This window comes from Bacillus badius NBRC 15713 (assembly GCF_001591605.1).
Classification (GTDB): Bacteria; Bacillota; Bacilli; order Bacillales; family Domibacillaceae; genus Pseudobacillus; species Pseudobacillus badius.
Map to the genome: position 1 here is coordinate 1 of NZ_BCVF01000014.1, position 19,171 is coordinate 19,171.

Here is a 19,171-nt window from a genome sequence, read left to right on the forward strand (position 1 = left end):
GCAGGAGTCTGCACGCCTTCCATTTCAATCAACAGAGTGGACAAAGTTAGTATATCCGTATAACAATGCCTGTTTGAAAATAAATCGATCAAATGCTTGGGGTGGGAAAGAAGCTTTCGAAACATCATCCCAGCCAACGGGATAAAATAGAAGGGGTTACTATAGATCAGCTTGTACCAGAAAAGCATCTGTTTGTTAAAATGGAGGCAGCGGCTGATTTTTCTTTTATTTATGACCGGGTGGAAGAATTGTACTAGGAAGCAGGCTGCCCAAGCATCGACTTGGAGTGGTCTATCTTTCTGCCGAATGACTTAAAAATCACCTAACAAACGAAAAGAGGTTCGGAATGAGATCATTCCGAACCTCTTTTGCCGTAGAATAGATACCCGATTTTTCGGTCATCCTTTATTCCTCATCGACAAATTTCACGAGCATATGAGCAAGCTGATGCTGCTGCTCCTTCGTGCCGACCTTCCACAGCTCTTGAAGCAATTTTTCTTCTCTGTTTTTCGGCTCAGCATGTTCAGCAAGATACCCGGCAATTTTTTCTGCCGCAACCGCCAGCTCTTCTTCATTTAAACCGATTTTTTCAGCTAGTTCTATTCGTTTCTTCAGGTAAGCTTTGAAGGAATGGAAATTTTCAAGAATGCTGTCCATTCTTTCAGGGCTGATCCGTTCAAGGGCATCATCCACTTTATTTGGCTGCAGTTCTCCATCTTTGTGAATTGCGTGATTTTTCTCTGTCATCCGTCATTCCTCCTTTACTGTTTCGTTATGCCCCCCTTGATCCATTTTCAAACATCAGACGGATGATTTCGGCTAGCTTACGGCCGGATCTGTACAGGCGTGCCGATCGGAACGATTCGAGCCAGTTCTTCCACATCACGGTTGTACATGCGAATGCAGCCTTTGGAAACAAATTTGCCGATCGAGGAAGGATTATTCGTTCCATGAATGCCATAGGACTTTTTGGATAAGCTCATCCACATCGTTCCAAATGGGCCGCCCGGATTCGGCGCTTTATTAATAATGACAAAATCTCCTGTCGGGGTTTTGGTCAGCATCTTGCCTACCCCCACGGGATAGACCTTTTGAACAGTTCCGTGATGCAGTAAGGTTAATTGCCGCTGCGACAGGGAAACGCGGATCGAATAAGGAAGAGAAGCGGGCGGGGAAAGACCGGGAATGCGAATGATTTGCCCGGGTGCTAGAGAATAAGAGCTCATTCCAGGGTTAGCCGCAAGCAGCCGAGCGACAGAAATCCGGTAATCAGCGGCAATTGAAGCCAGCGTTTCCCCGCGTTTAACAACGTGATTCATAGCCTCACCTAATTTTGTCTATATTTTTGTGGTTCTTTACTGTTCATTTACGTATATGACCGGAGGGGAGCAGATAGACGCAAATAGAAGCTTCTTTGACGATATCACGATATTTGGCTGATATTTCATTTTTGATGCACTTGTGCTATAGTAAGAGCATAGAAGTCCACTAGGGGTGTCGTTAGACTGAGAGAGGAGCCGTCCTCAACTCTATGAACCTGATCTGGTTAGTACCAGCGTAGGGAACGTGTGACAGATGCAGCCAACATTCCTTTACACGGAAGAGCCTGTTGTATCCGTACACCCCTCTGGATAATAGAAGGGGGCTTTTTTATGGAAAGAAACAAATTGATAACGATGATCGAAATTGCCATTATGGCGGGGCTATCGTTTATATTAAGCAAAGTAGAATTCGGCGCTCTGTGGGCATTTGGCGGCTCGATTTCACTTATCATGGTGCCAATCTTTGTAATGGCCTTTCGCCGCGGCTGGCAGGCCGGCTTGGTTACAGGGCTATTAGCCGGGATCATCAGCTTGCTGACAGGCGGCTATGTCGTCCATCCGGTCCAGCTTGTGTTGGATTATCCTCTCGCTTACGCGGTGCTTGGAATCGGAGGGCTTGCAGTTTTTCATAAGCCGATTACAACAGGAAGGATTTTCACCGGCTTATTGCTGGGAACGTCCCTGCGTCTCGCTTGCCATTTTATGTCCGGCATCATCTGGTTCGGCAGTGCTGCACCAAAGGAAATGCCAGTCGCTGTATATTCTTTTTTGTATAACATTTCCTATTTGCTTCCGGAAATGTTAATCACAGCAGCGATATTAGTATTTTTGAAAAAGACCGCGCCGAGCTTTTATAAACAATCTGCTTCTATTGGAAGCAGCTCGGCCAGTTATTAATAAATGACGGCAGACAGAAGCTGACTAGTGCAGCTTCTGTTTTTTTGCGAAAAAAGGACACAAGCTGAAATTGTTTATTTATTCCGGTACAATAAAAATAATAAGATTGAACACAGAGAGGAGGGGACTTATGCTGACTGACCAATTAAAAAAATGGCTTGCTAATCAAAGGCCTACCCGCGCGTTGCTGCTGCCAAAACTAAAGGAACTTCATCATTTATTTTCCGAGTATAACGATCAGACGAATGCTCATGCCTGTGCTGAACTCATAGAAAAGTTGGAAAATATAGAGTACATTATTGCTTTTTACGGCCACTTTTCTGCCGGAAAATCCTCCATGATTAATGAGCTGCTAGGAGAAAATTTGCTCCCGTCGAGCCCAATTCCTACAAGCGCTAATATTGTCAAAGTGAAAGAAGGAGAGCCTTGCGCCAAGGTTTTCTTTAAAGACGGAAGCAGCCAGAGGTTCCCTTATCCTTATGATATCAATGAAATTCAGGCCTATTGTGTGAATGGGAATGCTGTTGAAGAAGTAGACATTTCCCAGCGTACAGGCCAGCTTCCAGAAGGGGTAGCCGTTTTTGACACCCCAGGCATTGATTCAACAGACGACGCCCACAGGGTTAGCGCATTGTCGAAATTACACTTGGCTGATCTTGTTTTTTATATGATGGATTATAACCACGTGCAATCGCCGGCCAATTTTGAATTTAACCGATATCTGGCAGAAAGAGGAAAAGAAAACTATTTCATTATTAACCAAATCGATAAGCACATCGCCAGTGAGCTGTCTTTTTCCCAGTTCTCAAGCCGCATTCACAAGTCATTCGCTGAACATAAGCTGTCGTACAACGGATTGTATTTCACATCCTTAAAGGAGGAGAATCACCCTTATAATCAGATCCACGAATTGAAGGATTTCTTATCCGGAAAGATGGCTGACCGCCGGCAGCAGCTTCCAGTTCATGTTCTGCAGGAAGCACTGATGGCAGCGATGGATTTTTTCGATAAACAGCGGGAAAAAAGCAGGGAAGAGCTTGATCAGTATGATGAGCAGCTGGCGGAAGTCTCTTCTTTTCAGCAGCTTCAAGACGAGCTGCGGGAATGGAAGGAACGGAAAGAAGCCATAGAGAAACGCGATCATCTTTTTATTCCTCTCTTTGATCAAACGCTGGCGAAGGTTTTTTACAATGCCAAGCTGCTTGACTATTATGCCCGGATTTTCGTGCGGCAATTTTTAGAATCCCGGGAACTTTCCTTTCAGGTGCGCGGCTTATTTTCACGCAAGAAAACCAAAAAAGAAAAAGATCATCGCCTGCAGCAGCTGTTTCAAACTTTAAATGAAAATAGAGTTTCCTATATTGATATCCCCTTAAAGGAGGACCTCATTCAGCTGTTAAGCTCATTTGATGTGCTGACGGAGGAACTGCGGGAGCAAATCCGCCGATGTGAGGTTGACTTTTCTCCCGAGCTGCTTGTGAAGCTTGTAAAAAGCGGAGCGATGCTTACTGATGATTATGTGCTGAATTATGCCAAAGACATCGCAAATGAACTGAGAAGCTTATATCGACAAGCGTTCGCTGGGATCATTGAACCGCTGGAAGCGCAGGCGAAGGAAAATAACCGCAGCAAACGGATTTTGCTTACCCAAGAGGAGAAAGACATTCACCAAAGAATAGCTGCTTGGGAAAAACGGGAGCAGTTAAAAGCGCAAGAAAAAGAGTTGTACAACAGGCTGCTTTCCACACTGGCGGTGCGTGGAACGGAAAAAGCGGAGAAAAAACCATTTCAGGCGTTTAAGAAGGGGGGGCAACTACAAGGGGCAAAACGAAAGCAAGTGGTCTCTATCGGTGAAGTAGCCAGGGAATGGCTGAGCCGGTCGGAGGAGGTTTCTCTTGTCTATGGCGGCTTGGAAAAACAGATAGAAGAGCTTAAAAGAAAAGCCCGCTTGCTGCTCAAGGCCGGCCATATGGAGCAAAAGATCACTAAGCTGAATGAGCGGATTGCCAGGCTTGAGAAGAACGAATATACGATCGCTTTATTTGGAGCTTTCAGTGCCGGCAAGTCATCATTTGCCAATGCCTTGCTAGGTGAACGGGTGCTTCCTGTGTCGCCCAATCCCACCACCGCAGCCATCAATGAAATCCGTGCGCCCGATAAAGAACATCCTCACGAAACTGTCACGCTCTTGTTCAAAACAGAGGAACAGCTCCTCAAGGATATTAATCAGGCGCTGGAATTGAGCGGAAAAACGGTTGGGAGCTTGGAGAGCCTGGAGCTGCTTTTGCGGGAGCATGACGAATGGGCGGAGAACAAGAGGCAAGGAAATGGGGAAAACGAAGAACAAGAACCGGAAGAAGACTTTAGTCCGCTTGCTGCATTGCCGCTGGAACAATTTTCATTCCTGCGCGCCGCTCTTTCCGGCTATAAGGAGATCCAGCCGCTGCTCGGGCAGCTAGCAGTAAAAAACGCTGATACGTATACCGAGTTTGTCAGTGTGGAAGAAAAAGCGTGCTTTGTTGAGCGGATCATATTGTATTATGCTTCACCGCTGACCGAGCAAGGAATGGTACTTGTTGATACGCCCGGTGCGGGTTCCATGAATGCCCGTCATACTGAAATGGCCTTCAACTATATAACGAGCGCTGATTCGATCGTATTTGTTACTTATTACAATCATGCCTTTTCGCGAGCCGATCAAGTCTTTTTGACTCAGCTTGGACAGGTCAAAGAGTTTATTGGCAAAGATAAGTTGTTTTTTATCGTTAACGCAGCTGATCTTGCCACAGAGAAAAGCGACTTGCAGGATGTGCTTCGTCATGTTGAGCAAAATTTATTGCACTGCGGGATTGAACAAGCACGCATTTATCCGGTATCGAGCCACCTCGCTTTATTGGCAAAAAAAGAAGCGGCTCACTCTTTAACATCAGACGAAAAACAGCGGTACCAATCTTTATTGGCACTTTCAGAAGCAGAACGTCTTCCAAAGGAAGAGGTGCTGGAACTGTCAGGCTTCGCTTTATTCGAACAGCATTTTTATCCTTTCACCAAACAAGCTCTGGCTGCTGCTGTTTTGCATCAGGCAGAGGCGGATGCCAATCAAGGCATCCTTGAATTAAAACGGCGGATTAAGCTTGCCGAAACGGATGAAGTGATCAAGCAAGAACGGCGTCGCGAGCTGTCCCGTCAATTATCTGCAGCGCTGTCTTACTTAGAAGGCCGGCTCGTCACGGCAGAATATGAAGCCTTCCATCAAGAAATCAAAGAACTGTTATTCTATGCCAGACAACGCTTGTTTTATCGTTATAACGATGAATTTAAGGTCATTTTCAGCCCGGCTGCTTTTGATTCCTTTGATGATATGCGTACGGCGCTGCACCGGATGACCAATGAAGTAATCCGGTTTGTTGCTGCTGAACTGGCTCGTGAAATGAGGACGACAGCTTTTCGCTTGCAGGCCTTTATGCAAAAAGGCAGCCGCCGGTTTTACCGCTCGCTTGAAAAGGAAACAGGAGCCTTCTTGCCAGGGGTGTACTTGAAAGAAACAAAGGCCGACACAGCTCCAGGTATCTCTTTTGAGCCGGAGCTGCATGAGGTGCATTCCGGCTTGTTCGCTTCCTTGTTTAAAGAATATAAAACATCTGTACAGTTCTTTGCAGAAGGGGGAAATAAACAAATACGAGATGAAATCGAAAAGAAACTGATTCCGCCTGTGCATGAATATATCCGGCAGGAACAGGAGCGCATGGAAGCCATTCTGCTGCCGTTTTACCAGCGCTTTCTTGAAGAAGCGAAGACAGATGCAGAGGCGCAAATCAAAGAGCAGGCAGCCGGACAACTGGCGGCTTTGTCGGAAACATCGAATGCCGGATACTATAAACAACTGCTGAACGAACTGCAGCATCAGCTCCCTTGAATGAGCTGATGCTGCTTTCTTCAAGCATCTCCCGTACATGTATGTGAAAGGAAGAGAAAATGGACATTGAAAAACAATTTTTTGCCAACGGCACATGCTACACCATCAGAATCGCCCGGCATAATGATGCACAGGCATTATCTGATATACGGCTCCAGATTGACGGCGAAACAGAAAACCTTGATAGAGAAAAGGGAGAAGGCTTTATAGATAAGGCCGGCTTTGAACGATTCATTCAATCAGACATAGAAAACGAGAAAACTTGTTTTTAGTAGCAGTTGTGAGCGGCAAAATTGTCGGATTTTCGAGGTGTGAAGGCAATCATTTAAAGCGGTTCGCCCATAAGGTAGAATTCGGGGTTGGCATCTTGCAAGACTACTGGGGAAGGGGCATCGGAAAAAACCTTCTGAAAGAATCGATCGCTTGGGCGGATGCCAACAACATTGAAAAAATGACATTGCACGTGCTAGAAACAAATGAGAAAGCGATCCGCCTGTATGAGAAGTGCGGCTTTCAAATCGAGGGCCTCTTGCAAAAGGACAAAATTCTTTCAGATGGGAACTATTATAATACTGTGGTGATGGGAAGGTTTAACGGATAAGGGGAAATCATCGAGCGGTCCTGCTTTTATTTTTTTCACTAGTAAATTCCAAAACTCAATATTTTTAATATTGCAAATGGCAGGCAGATATATTAAGATGAGTATACCATCCTTATTACGATGAACATTTGCATGCAAACCATGCGAATGCCCCGCGTAATATCCGAATGGCAGGAGGAACATCCGTGTTTGATAAAGATACGATTTATGTGATTGGAGACAGCAAAACAGCTTCTAACAATCCAATTATGCAGCAATTTAATTCTTACTTTATCGGTCTTGTCATCGACCGGAAGAATCATAAGATTATAGAGGCGGAATGCTCTTCTACTATTTCCTTAACCTCTCAATTCGTCCAATCCATCTTTAACGGGCGGTCCATGATGGAATTTGAGGACATTGTTGCCGACATTGAGAACCGATATTTCGGTGCGTCACAAAAAGCTTTAATTGTCGCGTTTAAAAACGCCTGTATTAAATACAACCAAATTATTAACAATTAGCTGCTTCATTTGTTTATGCATATGAAATCCAGCTGTTAAAGGGCGGACGTCCTTTGGCAGCTGGATTTTTTATTTTTTTAAACTTTCTTTAAAGGAGGAAGAATAGATGATTCAAGATGGTGTGATGTTTGTTTGTTTTTTGCTCGCATTTACAGCTGTAATTGCGATCGCGGAGAAAAAGATTGGGGGCAAGTTTTTTAAATACGTGCCCGGGATTGTACTGATTTATATCGGTGCCGCTTTAATGAAAACGTTCGGCCTCTTTTCTGCAAGTGAATCTGTTGAAAACGCTTACGGAACCGTGCGCGGATTGCTTTTGCCCGCGATGCTGATGCTCATGCTGCTTCATTGTGACTTAAGAAAAATCGTCCGTTTAGGCCCGAAAATGCTGTTAACATTTTTTGCTGCATCGCTCAGCATTGTAGGAGGATTCACGATTACTTATGCGCTTCTTCGCGGGTTTTACGCGGAAGGAACATGGAAAGCTTTTTCTGCGCTGAGCGCCAGCTGGACAGGCGGATCGGCAAATATGGTGATCCTTCAAGGAATTTTAGACGTGCCTGAAAATATTTTTGGCTACGCCTTAATTATGGATACTGTCAATTATTCTGTATGGGTAATGTTCTTGTTCTGGCTTGTGCCGTTTGCCATGAAATTCAACAAATGGACGAAGGCGGATACTTCTTATATTGATGAAATTACCGCTCACCTGGAAGCCGAAGAAAGCAACAGCCAACAGCCAATCGGCTTCGTTGAACTTATCGGATTTCTTGCGCTTGGCTTGTTTGTTTCAGCGGCAGCGACGAAAATAGGTACGGTTCTTCCTGAACTTGGGGCGGCTGTCAATGCAACGACTTGGACGATTATTATCGCTTCTGCTGTCGGCCTGATACTAGCCATGACAAAAGTAGGCAAGCTGCCAGGCTCCATGGAAATCTCAAAAGTCATGCTTTATATCGTGATCGGTTTAATCGCCTCACATGCTGATTTCTCGCAATTGTTCCAAGCGCCTGTGTACATTATTTCCGGATTTATGATCATGTTCTTCCACGGATTAATTATGGTGATTTTGGCTAAGGTGTTTAAGCTCGATTTATTTACAATGGGTGTTGCTTCTCTGGCCAATATCGGCGGCGTAGCTTCAGCTCCAATTTTAGCAGGGGCATTCAACCGGGCATTGATTCCGGTGGGCATTTTAATGGCTGTGCTCGGCAGTCTGCTCGGCACCTACTACGGTATTTTAACTTCTTATATTTTATCTGCATTTTAAGGAAAGGATGTCATCATGTATATTCGCAAACTAGATATATTCGTAGAAAAACTCCCTTTGGTCAAACCGTTTAAAACCGCTTTACGCATAGCAAAAGAAATTGACAATATATTTGTTGTCATTCATCTTGAAAACGGCATTACAGGAATAGGAGCTGCGGCTCCGACAGTGGCTATTACAGGCGATTCAACAGCGGGAATTGCCAGCGTGATTGAACAAGTCATTGCCCCGCAGCTCATCGGGCAAAAAATTACCCAGTTCCATGCGCTCTCCAAAAGGATTCAGCAATCATGCGCAGGTAACACGAGCGCCAAGGCAGCTGTAGAGATTGCCGTCTATGACGCGGCCTGCCGCTATTGGGACATCCCCTTGTATGAATTGCTCGGCGGGCAAACAAACGAGCTTCGCAATGATATGACAGTCAGTGTGGCTGACAAAGAGGATATGGTGAATGATGCGCTGAAAGCGATTCAAGACGGCTTTTCGATTTTAAAAGTGAAGGCCGGGAAGGATTGGGAGAAGGATGCAGAAAGAATCAGCGCGATCCGCCGCGCGGTCGGTGATCAAGCGGTGATCCGGGTGGATGCTAATCAAGGATGGTCAGTCAGCCAAGCGATTCGGATTATTCGAGAATTAGAAGATAAGCAATTGAATGTTGAACTGATCGAACAGCCGGTCAAGGCTTACAACATTGCCGGCCTAAAAGAAATTAAACAACATGTCCAAACGCCCATCATGGCAGATGAAAGCTTATTTTCTCCAATTGACGCAATGAAACTGTTATCTGAGCAAGCTGTAGACTATTTAAATATTAAATTAATGAAAACAGGGGGAATCCGCCGTGCGGTGCAAATAGCGGATATGGCGGAAGCAGCAGAGGTTGAATGCATGATTGGCAGCATGATGGAATCCATCGTCAGTGTGTCGGCAGCCATCCATCTGGCGGTTGCGCATCCGAACATCACAAAAATTGACTTGGATGCGCCACTGTGGATCAAGCAGGAAAGCTTTGAAGGCATTGCCTATGAGAGAGATACGATTCATCTCGGCAATGAGCCAGGACTGGGGATTAAAAGGAAAGAAAATGTTCCTTTTAAATAAATGGCTCCGTTCATCTAACAGGGCCAAATAAATACGGGAAAGGATGAATCGTTAGTATGATGAAAAAATGGTCTATCGCCGTGGCAGCTCTGGGAATGTTGTTTTTCCTGGCCATGAGTCCGGCAGAGGCAAAAGCAAAAGAAGCAGATACTTACTATGTGGATGTATCCGCCGCGACCTTATGGACAGCACCGGATTTATTAAAAGAAGTGGATAAGCCTTCTGCCACCAATCCGGTCGATTTAAGGAAATGGACAGCTAGCATGACGTATGAGGATAAGCTGGATCTCGTCGGAAAGTTGGAAACGCAAGCCTTATACGGCTCTAAAGTAACATTGCTTGAAGAAAAAGGCGACTGGGCCAAGGTGGCTGTTCACAATCAGCCGACGCCCCGCAACGAAACAGGCTATCCCGGGTGGATGCCGAAAGCCCAGCTGACAGCAGGAAAAAGCTTTGAAAAGAAACTCAATCGCCCGTTTGCCTTAATCACTTCTCCGACAGCCTGGCTTTACAATGACAAAAAAGGCAAAAAAGCATTCATGGAAGTCAGCTTTAACACACGACTTCCAGTCATCAAAGAATGGAAAGGCGAGGTGCTTGTCGCCACGCCTAGCGACGGCACAAAATGGCTGAAAAAGAACGATGCCGCTATCTATCAAACTGAACAAGAGATCCCTGCGCCTACTGGTCAGGATATCGTTAATACCGGCAAAAAATTTCTCAACCTCCCATACTTATGGGCAGGTATGTCAGGGTTCGGGTTTGACTGTTCCGGATTTACCTATACACTCTATCATGCCAATGGAATCATCATACCAAGAGATTCTTCGGTGCAGGCCAAACATGGCACGCCGGTAGAAAGGGAAAATCTGCAGGCGGGAGACCTTCTCTTCTTTGCTTATGATCAAGGGAAAGGCAAAGTTCATCATGTAGCTGTCTACGTTGGAGATGGCCGTATGATTCACTCTCCAAACAGCTCTACCCATGTGCGGATTGATCCTATCGAAACATCCGGCTACGGCGAGGAATATGCCGGCGCACGCCGCTATCTTCAATAAAATAAAAACGGCCTTCCATCTCGGATGGCCGTTTTTGCTGTTAAAGAATTAGGAGCCGAGGAAATGGATCACTTTATGAAGCGCCGTTTCTGCTGCTTCCATATGATACTTTGAGGAGCATGGATCACCAAATCCGTGTTGACCGGCAAGTTTATGTATGGTTACGTTCTTTTGCGAAAGAGACTGAATGAGGCCATCGACGCTAAACGAAGGCTCTTCCTGTGGAAACAGCAGGAGAACCGGACATTCGGGCGCGATGCCTGTGTAATCTCTAATGCGGGAGCCGTAATAACCGACGATGCCATCTGCCGCTCTTTCCTCGCTGCATAGCCAGGCAATCGTTGCGCCTACACTAAATCCAATAATAAAGACTTTTTGATAGGTTTCTTTCATATCTATCAGCAGGCTCTTCACAGCAGCTGCCGCCTGTTGAAAACCGACATGGTCCATAAAATAACGATAGGCCATTCCTTCTTCAGCGTATTCAAACGGAGACTCCCGCTTAAGCAAGTTTGGACAGCTCACTGTAAATCCTTGTTCTGCTAACAACCTGCAGAAGCTTTTCATATGCTCATTCACTCCATAAATTTCGTGGACAACAATAATGGCTGTCTCTTGCTTTTTATCTCGTTTCGTCATTCTTCTTGCCTCTCTCATATTTAATATAAAGCGCCGTTAAGAAATGATGAATTTCGCTCCATTGAATAACAGCAGCGCACTTTACAAAAGGATACGCAGGATATAAAGATTGGTTTCACATTTTTCTCACTAAATCTTCTTTTTGAATCTTTTCATTCTATTCTCCAAAAGTGAATAACCATTCATTTTGTGTTATAGTAAGAAAGAAATCAAGGATAGGGGGATGAATCATGCAGGCTGTCTATTTAATTGATGGAGCCCGAACGCCATTCGGCGCTTTTGGAGGAGGGCTCAAAGGGGTAACTGATATCGACCTTGGAGTAACAGCAGCCAAAGAGGCAATCACCAGAAGCTCGCTGTTGCCAGAAGAAATGGAAGAGGTTGTGTTTGGCAATGTCATTCATACGACAAAAGCAGCGGCTTATTTAGCTCGGCATATCGGGCTAAAGAGCGGAATTCCTGAGCAAACGCCGGCACTGACAGTAAATCGGCTATGCGGCTCCGGACTGCAGGCAATGATGTCCGCCGCCCAGACGATTCTTTTGGGAGACGCCCATACTGCCCTCGCCGGGGGAACTGAAAACATGAGTCAGGCCCCGCATGTGCTGCGCGGCACCCGGTTCGGCTCGCCGTCCGGACCGCCGCCGTTGGATGATATGCTGTGGTCAACGTTGACAGATGAGTATATTGGCTGCGGTATGGGCATAACGGCAGAAAATTTGGCGAAAAAATTTGAAATCAGCCGTGAGGAGCAAGATGCGTTTGCCTGGCAATCGCATCAAAAGGCGAGAGAAGCTCAGAAATCCGGCCGTTTCAGCGAAGAAATTGTGCCTGTTTCTTATACAGATAAAAAGAAGCGTGAAAAAACCATTTCACAGGATGAACATATCCGCCAAGCTGCCGAACTCGAAGGGCTCAGCCAGCTTACACCGGCTTTTCTTAAAGAAGGAACCGTTACTGCTGGAAGTTCAAGCGGAATTAATGATGGAGCCGCTGCAGTCGTTCTTGCTTCTGAATCATTCTTATCGAGCCGGCCGGACATCCAGCCGCTGGCAAGAGTACGGGCGTGGGCGATAGCTGGTGTAGATCCGAATGTAATGGGAATTGGTCCTGTGCCGGCAAGTGAAGCGGCACTAAAGAAAGCCCGCTTAACCTGGGGAGACATCGGTCTCATTGAACTCAATGAAGCATTTGCCGCCCAGTCCCTCGCTGTAATGAAGCAATTGGAGCTGGATCCGCAAAAAGTGAATGTGAACGGCGGAGCGATCGCACTCGGTCATCCGGTTGGCGCAAGCGGAACACGCATCACCTACTCACTTGCTCTTGAAATGAAGAAGCGCGGAGTCAAATACGGCCTGGCCTCTCTTTGCATTGGCGGGGGACAAGGGATTGCTGTCGTACTTGAACATCCATAACTTTTGGCCAAACGCTGGAAAGACCTCATAGATCTTAGATGAGGTCTTTTTTTATTCTTGCCAATTCATTTTATTGTTATATAATATTTGTATATTCAAATATTTGAATATACAAATCAAAAGAAAAGAAGGGGTTTCGTTGAGTAAGATGTTGCGTTCTTTTAGCAGCTATTCCACCGACCATTTCCGTAAAGACTTGCTCGCAGGCATCATTGTAGGAGTCATTGCATTGCCGCTTGGCATGGCTTTTGCGATTGCCTCCGGGGTAAAACCGGAGTACGGCATTTATACGACAATTATTGCAGGGATTCTGATTTCTATTTTCGGAGGATCTAACTATCAAATCGGCGGTCCGACAGGAGCTTTTGTACCTGTTCTGCTCGGAATCGTTATGACTTACGGGTATCAAAACTTGCTAATTGCCGGATTCATGGCCGGCGTGCTGCTGCTGTTAATGGGCTTGCTTAAATTAGGAGGGCTGATTAAGTTCATTCCCCGACCGGTCATTATTGGGTTTACCTCAGGGATTGCTGTGATTATTTTCAGCGGACAGATCGCCAACTTTTTTGGATTGCGTGGTGTTGAGCAGCATGAAGACTTCCTTTCCAATATGAAAGAAATTATGATCCATTTGGATACGATGAATGTATATAGTATAACAACTGCTCTGATTTGTTTCTTCTTTATGATCGTTACACCTAAATTTTTTCCGAAAATTCCAAGCCCATTGATAGGTCTTCTTGCATCAAGCCTTGCAGCGGCTTATTTCTTTCCTGGACAGGTAGCAACCATCGCTTCTACCTTTGGTGAAATCCCTCACTCTTTGCCCCGCTTCCAGGTGCCGCAGTTTACGTTCGAAAAGGTGCATATGCTGCTTGGGCCGGCTTTTACTATCGCTGTTCTTGGGGCGATTGAATCTTTATTATCCGCAGTTGTAGCAGATGGAATGACCGGGACAAAGCATAACAGCAACCGGGAGCTGGCGGGACAGGGAATCGCCAACATGATTACCCCTTTATTTGGCGGAATTGCTGCGACAGGAGCCATTGCCAGAACCGCAACAAACATCAAAAGCGGGGCTGTGTCTCCTGTGTCAGGCGTCGTTCATGGGTTGGCTGTGCTGCTCGTGTTAGTGCTTTTTGCTCCCTATGCTTCTGCTATCCCATTAGCAAGCATGGCGCCTATTTTAATGAGAGTTGCCTGGAATATGAGCGAGCGCAAAGAGTTTTCGCGCATATTACTGACAAAAACGAGCGACTCGCTTATTTTATGCACGACTTTTGTTCTTACAGTGTTTGCCAACTTAACAATAGCCGTAGAAGCCGGATTGATTTTATCGCTTATTCTTTTTGTCAGACGGATGGGCGCTTCTCTTAAAATTGAACAAGTGCTGCCTGATCCTGAAGACAAAAAGGTCCGGCCAGCCGCCATCGAAGAAGGGCATCATTGTCCGCAAATCAGCCTGTTCACAGTGGAAGGTCCGCTTTTCTTCGGAGCTGCCCAGTTGTTTGAGCATAGAATCATGGAAGCCATCCATTACCGGCCAAATGTGTTAATATTAAGAATGAGCAAGGTTCCATATATGGATACAACCGGAGAAACAATTTTAGCGGACATACTAAAGGATTTTCGCGAGCAAGGCGGGCTCCTCCTGCTCTCAGGCATGCAGCCTCAGCCCGCAGAAGTTATCAAACGAACGAAACTGCTTGATCTTATCGGAGCAGAACATATCTTTTCGCATACCGGGGAAGCGATCACTTTTGCCCTGACTAAGTTAAATAAAAATAAATGCCTGGGATGCAAACAATCCGCTTTTCACGAATGCGCGGAACTTTCTATTGGCAATGAAAAAGAGACCAAGACCGACAAAGGCCTTTTAGCTTAAAAGAATGGAGAAAAGAAATGAATACAGATTTGCAACAGTTTAAAGCCGATTTCTTTAAAGCTCTTTCCCATCCGTTGCGCATACGCATTCTAGAGCTGTTGGCGGAGGGAGATAAAAATGTGAATGAACTTCAGACAGCCATCGGCTCTGAAGGTTCCTCTGTTTCCCAACAATTGAGTGTGCTGCGCAGCAAGAATATCGTATACGGCACAAAGGATGGCAATCGCGTGGTTTATTCGTTAAGAGATCCTATGATTATGGATTTACTGACGATTGCCCGCCAGATTTTTAATAATCATTTAATTGATACAATGAGCATGCTGGATCAATTAAGCGAAGGGGAAAAAAAATAAATCGCAGCTATGCAGCTGCAAAGAAAAGCTCCGGCAATGTAGCTTCCGGAGCTTTTCTAATGGTTAATTTTCATGAACATGCTTCATAATAGACATAAAACGAAGACGGCTTTCCTATGTTAAAAGACAGCCGGACGGCTTAATAAGAATTTTTAAAAAATACCAATTAGGAACGTGTGTTCTAATTCTAGATGTGTTATAATGGAAACAGCAATAGAATAGGCTTCTCAAGGGTGGTCGGCGCACTCCTCCAACGGACAAGGAGGGAGGTGGGGCCGTATGACAACATTTGAAACACTGATGTTTGCAATTGCTTTTGCAGGCTTAGTCATATCAATTTTGTCATTCCATAAAAAAGACTAAAACCGCCCTTGAGTTTACCTGGCTCCGGCGGTTTTAGCATGTTAGATGCTGATCTCCTAAAAGGGACCTGCTATTGCATAGCCGTTTCGATGTGTCCAGCATCGAAACGGTCTCTTTAAAATATGTGTTTTCTCCTAGATTATACCCCAACGTTTGAGATTTGCCAATAAGAACGATTTCTTCCTCTTTTATTGTTCTCCACATTTAAAATAAACAACACGAAAGGAAAGAATCATGAAACACTTTTCCGATGTCTATGCACACGCACTTTCCCATACTAAACAGAAGGTTTGCGAAGATCTCCTCGCTTATTTGGGGACACATGAACACGCTCCTTCGTTGGAAGAGTATATGCAGGAACGCAAACCATATATCGAGCAAATATGGTTAAATATCTGGCTAAACAAAGCCTCCAATGAACTGAGCAGCAAAGAAAAACGGGCGTTTTTGAGAGAAAAAAGCTTCGTGACAAAAGATGTGGCCCGAAAGCTGATCAATCAGCTGTTCCGAAACGAAATCAGAACTTATCAGCCCTTTGATACCGAGCAATGGCTGCATGAAAAATACGCGAAGCTTTCCGCCGAAGAGTGGCAAGCTCTCTATGTAAAAGCCCGCGCACACTTTTTATCTGAACAAGAAGCAAAACAGCGGGCAAAAGAACAGGAGGAAATCAACTGTTTCATTGAAACAGCGGCAGACCAGGCGATTGCAGAAAACAAAAAAGCCTTCTACTTGTTATTCAGGCACTGTATGGCGAACCGCCTGCAGCAAGACTTGCGGACACAAATGCGTTTCCATCCTGTTGATCCATCAGCCCTTGAGGAGGCCTTGATAGAGGATGGGGTGTTTGATCCCCAAGACTATGAAACAGCCGGAGACTTTTTCACTGAATTAACCGGGCGGATTGAAAAAACCTGGCATTGGGAATTTGAATATGAGACATATTCCTCCGTCTATGAACAGTACACTTCCCAATATGTGTTCAATACCGTTTCCCAGAAAATTTTAGAGGCGATTCCGGAACAGCTGAAAGAGCGCTACGAGCAAGCAAATGACCAAGAATTGACGGCCGATCACTTGCACGATACAGCAGATTACCTTCTCTCCGGGGTAGTATGGGATTTTTTTGAGGAATTAACAACAGAACGTCTCAGTCACCTTCTTGCGATTGCCTCCTTGCCATATGACGAAGCGGAGCAAAAGAAACTGTACGAGCAGCAATATGCCGAAAGAAAGCAAAAACAAGCAGAAAAGCAGGCAGAGGAGAAGCGCCGTCAAGAAGAAGAGGAAAGTCAGATTGAAGACATTTTCGGCCAGGCGTATCATCCTCCGGCAGAACGGAACGTCCGCTACATATTGCATATCGGCGAAACCAATACCGGAAAGACTCACCGGGCACTTCAAAGAATGAAACAAGCAAAAAGCGGGCTTTATCTCGCTCCGCTGCGTCTGCTGGCTCTTGAAGTATACGAAAAGCTCAATAAAGACGGAGTGCCATGCTCGCTAAAAACAGGGGAGGAAGAAAAGATTCATTCGAATGCTCAGCATTTCTCCTGTACCGTGGAAATGTTTTATGAAAAAGAATTATACGACGTAGTCGTGATTGATGAAGCGCAAATGATCGCCGATAAAGATCGGGGATTTTCCTGGTACAAAGCCATTACCGGCGCGCGTGCCGCTGAAGTGCATATTATTGGCAGCAGAAATATGAAAGAAATGCTTATCCAGCTTCTCGGCGACAACGAGTTTGAACTATGCGAGTACAGCCGGGACATCCCGTTGCAAGTCGAATCCGCGCCATTTAAATTAGCGGATACAGCTCAAGGGGACGCACTCGTTTGTTTTTCAAGAAAGGAAGTACTGGAAACAGCCGCCCGGCTGAAAAAGAATCGTTTTTCCGTCAGTATGATCTATGGAAGCATGCCGCCGGAAACAAGAAAAAAACAAATGAAACAGTTTATCGAGGGAAAAACCTCTGTCATTGTTTCTACAGACGCCATTGGCATGGGGCTGAATTTACCGATCCGGCGAATTGTCTTTCTCAAAAATGAAAAGTTCGACGGGACGAGAAGAAGACTGTTAACTTCCCAGGAAGTCAAACAAATCGCTGGGAGAGCCGGACGGAAAGGCATCTATCCTGTCGGAAAGGTGGCTTTTATGACTGATGTCAAAAAGATGATGGAGCTGCTTCAGAAAGAGGATGAGCCTGTCCGGACATTTGCCATCGCACCGACATCAGCTGTGTTTGAACGCTTTCAGCGGTATTATCGCGATCTGGGAACTTTCTTTGAACTTTGGCAGCGATTTAAAAGCCCTAAAGGAACAAAAAAAGCAGCGCTTTCTCAAGAGCGTTATTTATATGAAATCATCGAAGGGAGTGAAATAGAAGCACGGCTGCCAATGACTGACTTGTACGGTTTTTTGCATCTTCCTTTTTCTACAAAGGATTGGGGAATGACAAAGCAATGGGTTTCCACAATGCAAGCGATTGTAAATGGCCGGGACTTGCCCGAGCCTATTGTGAAGACCGGTACGCTGGAGGATTTAGAGCTCTCTTATAAAGCTATTGGCCTTCATCTTCTCTTTCTATATCGGCTTGGCCGGCAAACGGAGGCGATCTATTGGGAGCGGCTCCGCCAAACAATTAGTGATGAGGTCCATAAGCACTTGCAGGCAGGAGAAACAGGGAAAGCCAAGCGGTGTAAAAGGTGCGGAGAAAAGTTGCCTTCTCACTTTCAATATCCCATTTGTGATGATTGTCACGCTTCTAAACGCAAGAAAAAATACAACCGAAAAAAAAGGTTCCGTTAGTCTTCCTCTCTAGGGCCGAGTTGTTTATTCTTTGCTGTTCTTGGGGAATAAATAGCATATACACTAGGTTTGCAGGAGGAACATATTATGTCTATTGCATCAAAGCAAAGCCAGCCGCTTACTTGCGGCAGCGAGTATGGGCGGCTGCAAAAAGTGGTATTGTGCCAGCCGCAGTATATGGCGATAGAGGAAGTAATTAACGAAACGCAAGAGCAGTTTAAAGAAGAGAATATCGAGAGTCAGCGGGCCTTGAAGCAGCATCGGCAATTCTCCCGCTTGCTTCAGGAGCACGGAGTGGAAGTCATTGAACTCCCGCCGGATCCCCGGTACCCTGAGCAGGTGTTTACTCGCGATATTGGTTTTACCATCGGAGAGCAAGTGTTTATTTCCAGCATGGCAACGGATATTCGCCAGGGGGAAGAAAAAATTCTTAAAACTTGGCTTAGACAAGCCCGCCTTTCTTATTCTCCATTGACAAGCGGCTCCATTGAAGGCGGCGATATCCTTATAAACGGCCGCACCGTTTATGCCGGGATCAGCAGCCGGACGGATGATCAAGCAGTCGCTGAGCTGCAGTTCCGGCTGCCGGACTATGAAGTGCTCTCTATTCCTTTTGATGAGAAATACTTGCATTTAGACTGTGTCTTTAATATTTTATCCCCAGATGAAGCGCTGATCTTTTCTAAGGCGCTGGGAAAAAGGGAAAGGGAGCTTTTAGCTTCCCGGTTTCGTCTTATTGAAGTGTCAGAGGAGGAACAGTTCACTCTTGGCACAAACGTTCTTTCCATTGGCGGCAAAACGGTATTCAGTCTGCCGGTCAACAAAAGGGTGAACGAGCAGCTGGCTGAGCGGGGATACCGAGTCATTGAGGCGGACATTACTGAAATTATTAAGTCAGGTGGATCCTTTCGGTGCTGCACACTGCCATTGCGGCGCGGCTAATCAAAGGAAAAGTCCGAGTGCTAGAAGCACTCGGATTTTATTATTTGAAACCAGTTGACGTATTTGACGTATACAACAAGTGCAAAGACTTTAAT

General features: G+C 45.5%; 14 protein-coding genes, 1 pseudogene and 1 riboswitch. Of the genes and pseudogenes, 12 read left to right on the top strand and 3 right to left on the bottom strand.

The genetic code is table 11. The features are described 5' to 3' along the window. Positions 1–405 precede the first annotated feature (405 nt). Together BBA02S_RS08900 and BBA02S_RS08905 are read right to left on the bottom strand one after the other, a co-directional pair. The gene (locus BBA02S_RS08900; protein ID WP_041095999.1) at positions 406–747 is read right to left on the bottom strand and encodes a DUF3243 domain-containing protein; all 342 of its coding nucleotides are present in this window, start codon (positions 745–747) and stop codon (positions 406–408) included. A gap of 77 nt (positions 748–824) precedes the next feature. Next, on the bottom strand, positions 825–1,319 hold the full coding sequence (locus BBA02S_RS08905; protein ID WP_041113587.1) for a L,D-transpeptidase family protein: 495 nt from the start codon (positions 1,317–1,319) through the stop codon (positions 825–827). Between the two features lie 161 nt (positions 1,320–1,480). Next, a riboswitch (TPP riboswitch) is annotated at positions 1,481–1,582 on the top strand. A gap of 70 nt (positions 1,583–1,652) precedes the next feature. Here BBA02S_RS08905 and thiT point away from each other — a divergent pair. The 7 genes and pseudogenes from thiT (at position 1,653) to BBA02S_RS08940 (ending at position 10,668) form a co-directional block, all read left to right on the top strand. After that, a complete protein-coding gene (gene thiT, locus BBA02S_RS08910; RefSeq protein ID WP_041095997.1) occupies positions 1,653–2,219 on the top strand; it encodes an energy-coupled thiamine transporter ThiT in 567 nt (188 codons plus the stop codon). A gap of 130 nt (positions 2,220–2,349) precedes the next feature. After that, positions 2,350–6,135 carry a dynamin family protein gene (locus BBA02S_RS08915; RefSeq protein WP_041113586.1) on the top strand — a complete coding sequence of 1,262 codons (3,786 nt, stop codon included), beginning with the start codon at positions 2,350–2,352 and terminating at the stop codon, positions 6,133–6,135. A gap of 59 nt (positions 6,136–6,194) precedes the next feature. Continuing rightward, positions 6,195–6,736: pseudogene (locus BBA02S_RS08920) on the top strand (N-acetyltransferase family protein). A 185-nt stretch (positions 6,737–6,921) separates the two neighbouring features. Continuing rightward, positions 6,922–7,239 (top strand): DUF3870 domain-containing protein, encoded by a 318-nt coding sequence (locus BBA02S_RS08925; RefSeq protein ID WP_041095994.1) that lies wholly within the window; start codon positions 6,922–6,924, stop codon positions 7,237–7,239. Positions 7,240–7,345: 106 nt separating this feature from the next. Next, positions 7,346–8,509: a DUF819 family protein gene (locus BBA02S_RS08930; RefSeq protein WP_041113585.1), complete on the top strand. Its 1,164-nt coding sequence runs from the start codon at positions 7,346–7,348 to the stop codon at positions 8,507–8,509. 15 nt (positions 8,510–8,524) lie between these two features. Beyond that, positions 8,525–9,610 carry a mandelate racemase/muconate lactonizing enzyme family protein gene (locus BBA02S_RS08935; protein ID WP_041113584.1) on the top strand — a complete coding sequence of 362 codons (1,086 nt, stop codon included), beginning with the start codon at positions 8,525–8,527 and terminating at the stop codon, positions 9,608–9,610. Between the two features lie 59 nt (positions 9,611–9,669). Continuing rightward, positions 9,670–10,668, top strand: coding sequence for a C40 family peptidase (locus BBA02S_RS08940; RefSeq protein WP_041113662.1), 999 nt, complete (start codon positions 9,670–9,672; stop codon positions 10,666–10,668). Positions 10,669–10,716: 48 nt separating this feature from the next. Here the strand turns inward: BBA02S_RS08940 and BBA02S_RS08945 are convergent, their stop codons facing one another. Next, positions 10,717–11,307 (bottom strand): dienelactone hydrolase family protein, encoded by a 591-nt coding sequence (locus BBA02S_RS08945; RefSeq protein WP_041113583.1) that lies wholly within the window; start codon positions 11,305–11,307, stop codon positions 10,717–10,719. A 230-nt stretch (positions 11,308–11,537) separates the two neighbouring features. On the opposite strand from BBA02S_RS08945, the gene BBA02S_RS08950 reads away from it, so the two are divergent. The 5 genes from BBA02S_RS08950 (at position 11,538) to BBA02S_RS08970 (ending at position 19,076) form a co-directional block, all read left to right on the top strand. After that, positions 11,538–12,722, top strand: a complete 1,185-nt coding sequence (locus BBA02S_RS08950; RefSeq protein ID WP_041113582.1) for an acetyl-CoA C-acetyltransferase — start codon at positions 11,538–11,540, stop codon at positions 12,720–12,722. 148 nt (positions 12,723–12,870) lie between these two features. Continuing rightward, on the top strand, positions 12,871–14,607 hold the full coding sequence (locus tag BBA02S_RS08955; protein ID WP_041113581.1) for a SulP family inorganic anion transporter: 1,737 nt from the start codon (positions 12,871–12,873) through the stop codon (positions 14,605–14,607). Between the two features lie 17 nt (positions 14,608–14,624). Next, positions 14,625–14,960 (top strand): ArsR/SmtB family transcription factor, encoded by a 336-nt coding sequence (locus BBA02S_RS08960; RefSeq protein ID WP_041095988.1) that lies wholly within the window; start codon positions 14,625–14,627, stop codon positions 14,958–14,960. A 597-nt stretch (positions 14,961–15,557) separates the two neighbouring features. After that, the gene (locus tag BBA02S_RS08965; protein WP_041113580.1) at positions 15,558–18,134 is read left to right on the top strand and encodes a helicase-related protein; all 2,577 of its coding nucleotides are present in this window, start codon (positions 15,558–15,560) and stop codon (positions 18,132–18,134) included. An 87-nt stretch (positions 18,135–18,221) separates the two neighbouring features. Continuing rightward, a complete protein-coding gene (locus BBA02S_RS08970; RefSeq protein WP_052475059.1) occupies positions 18,222–19,076 on the top strand; it encodes a dimethylarginine dimethylaminohydrolase family protein in 855 nt (284 codons plus the stop codon). Positions 19,077–19,171 lie beyond the last annotated feature (95 nt).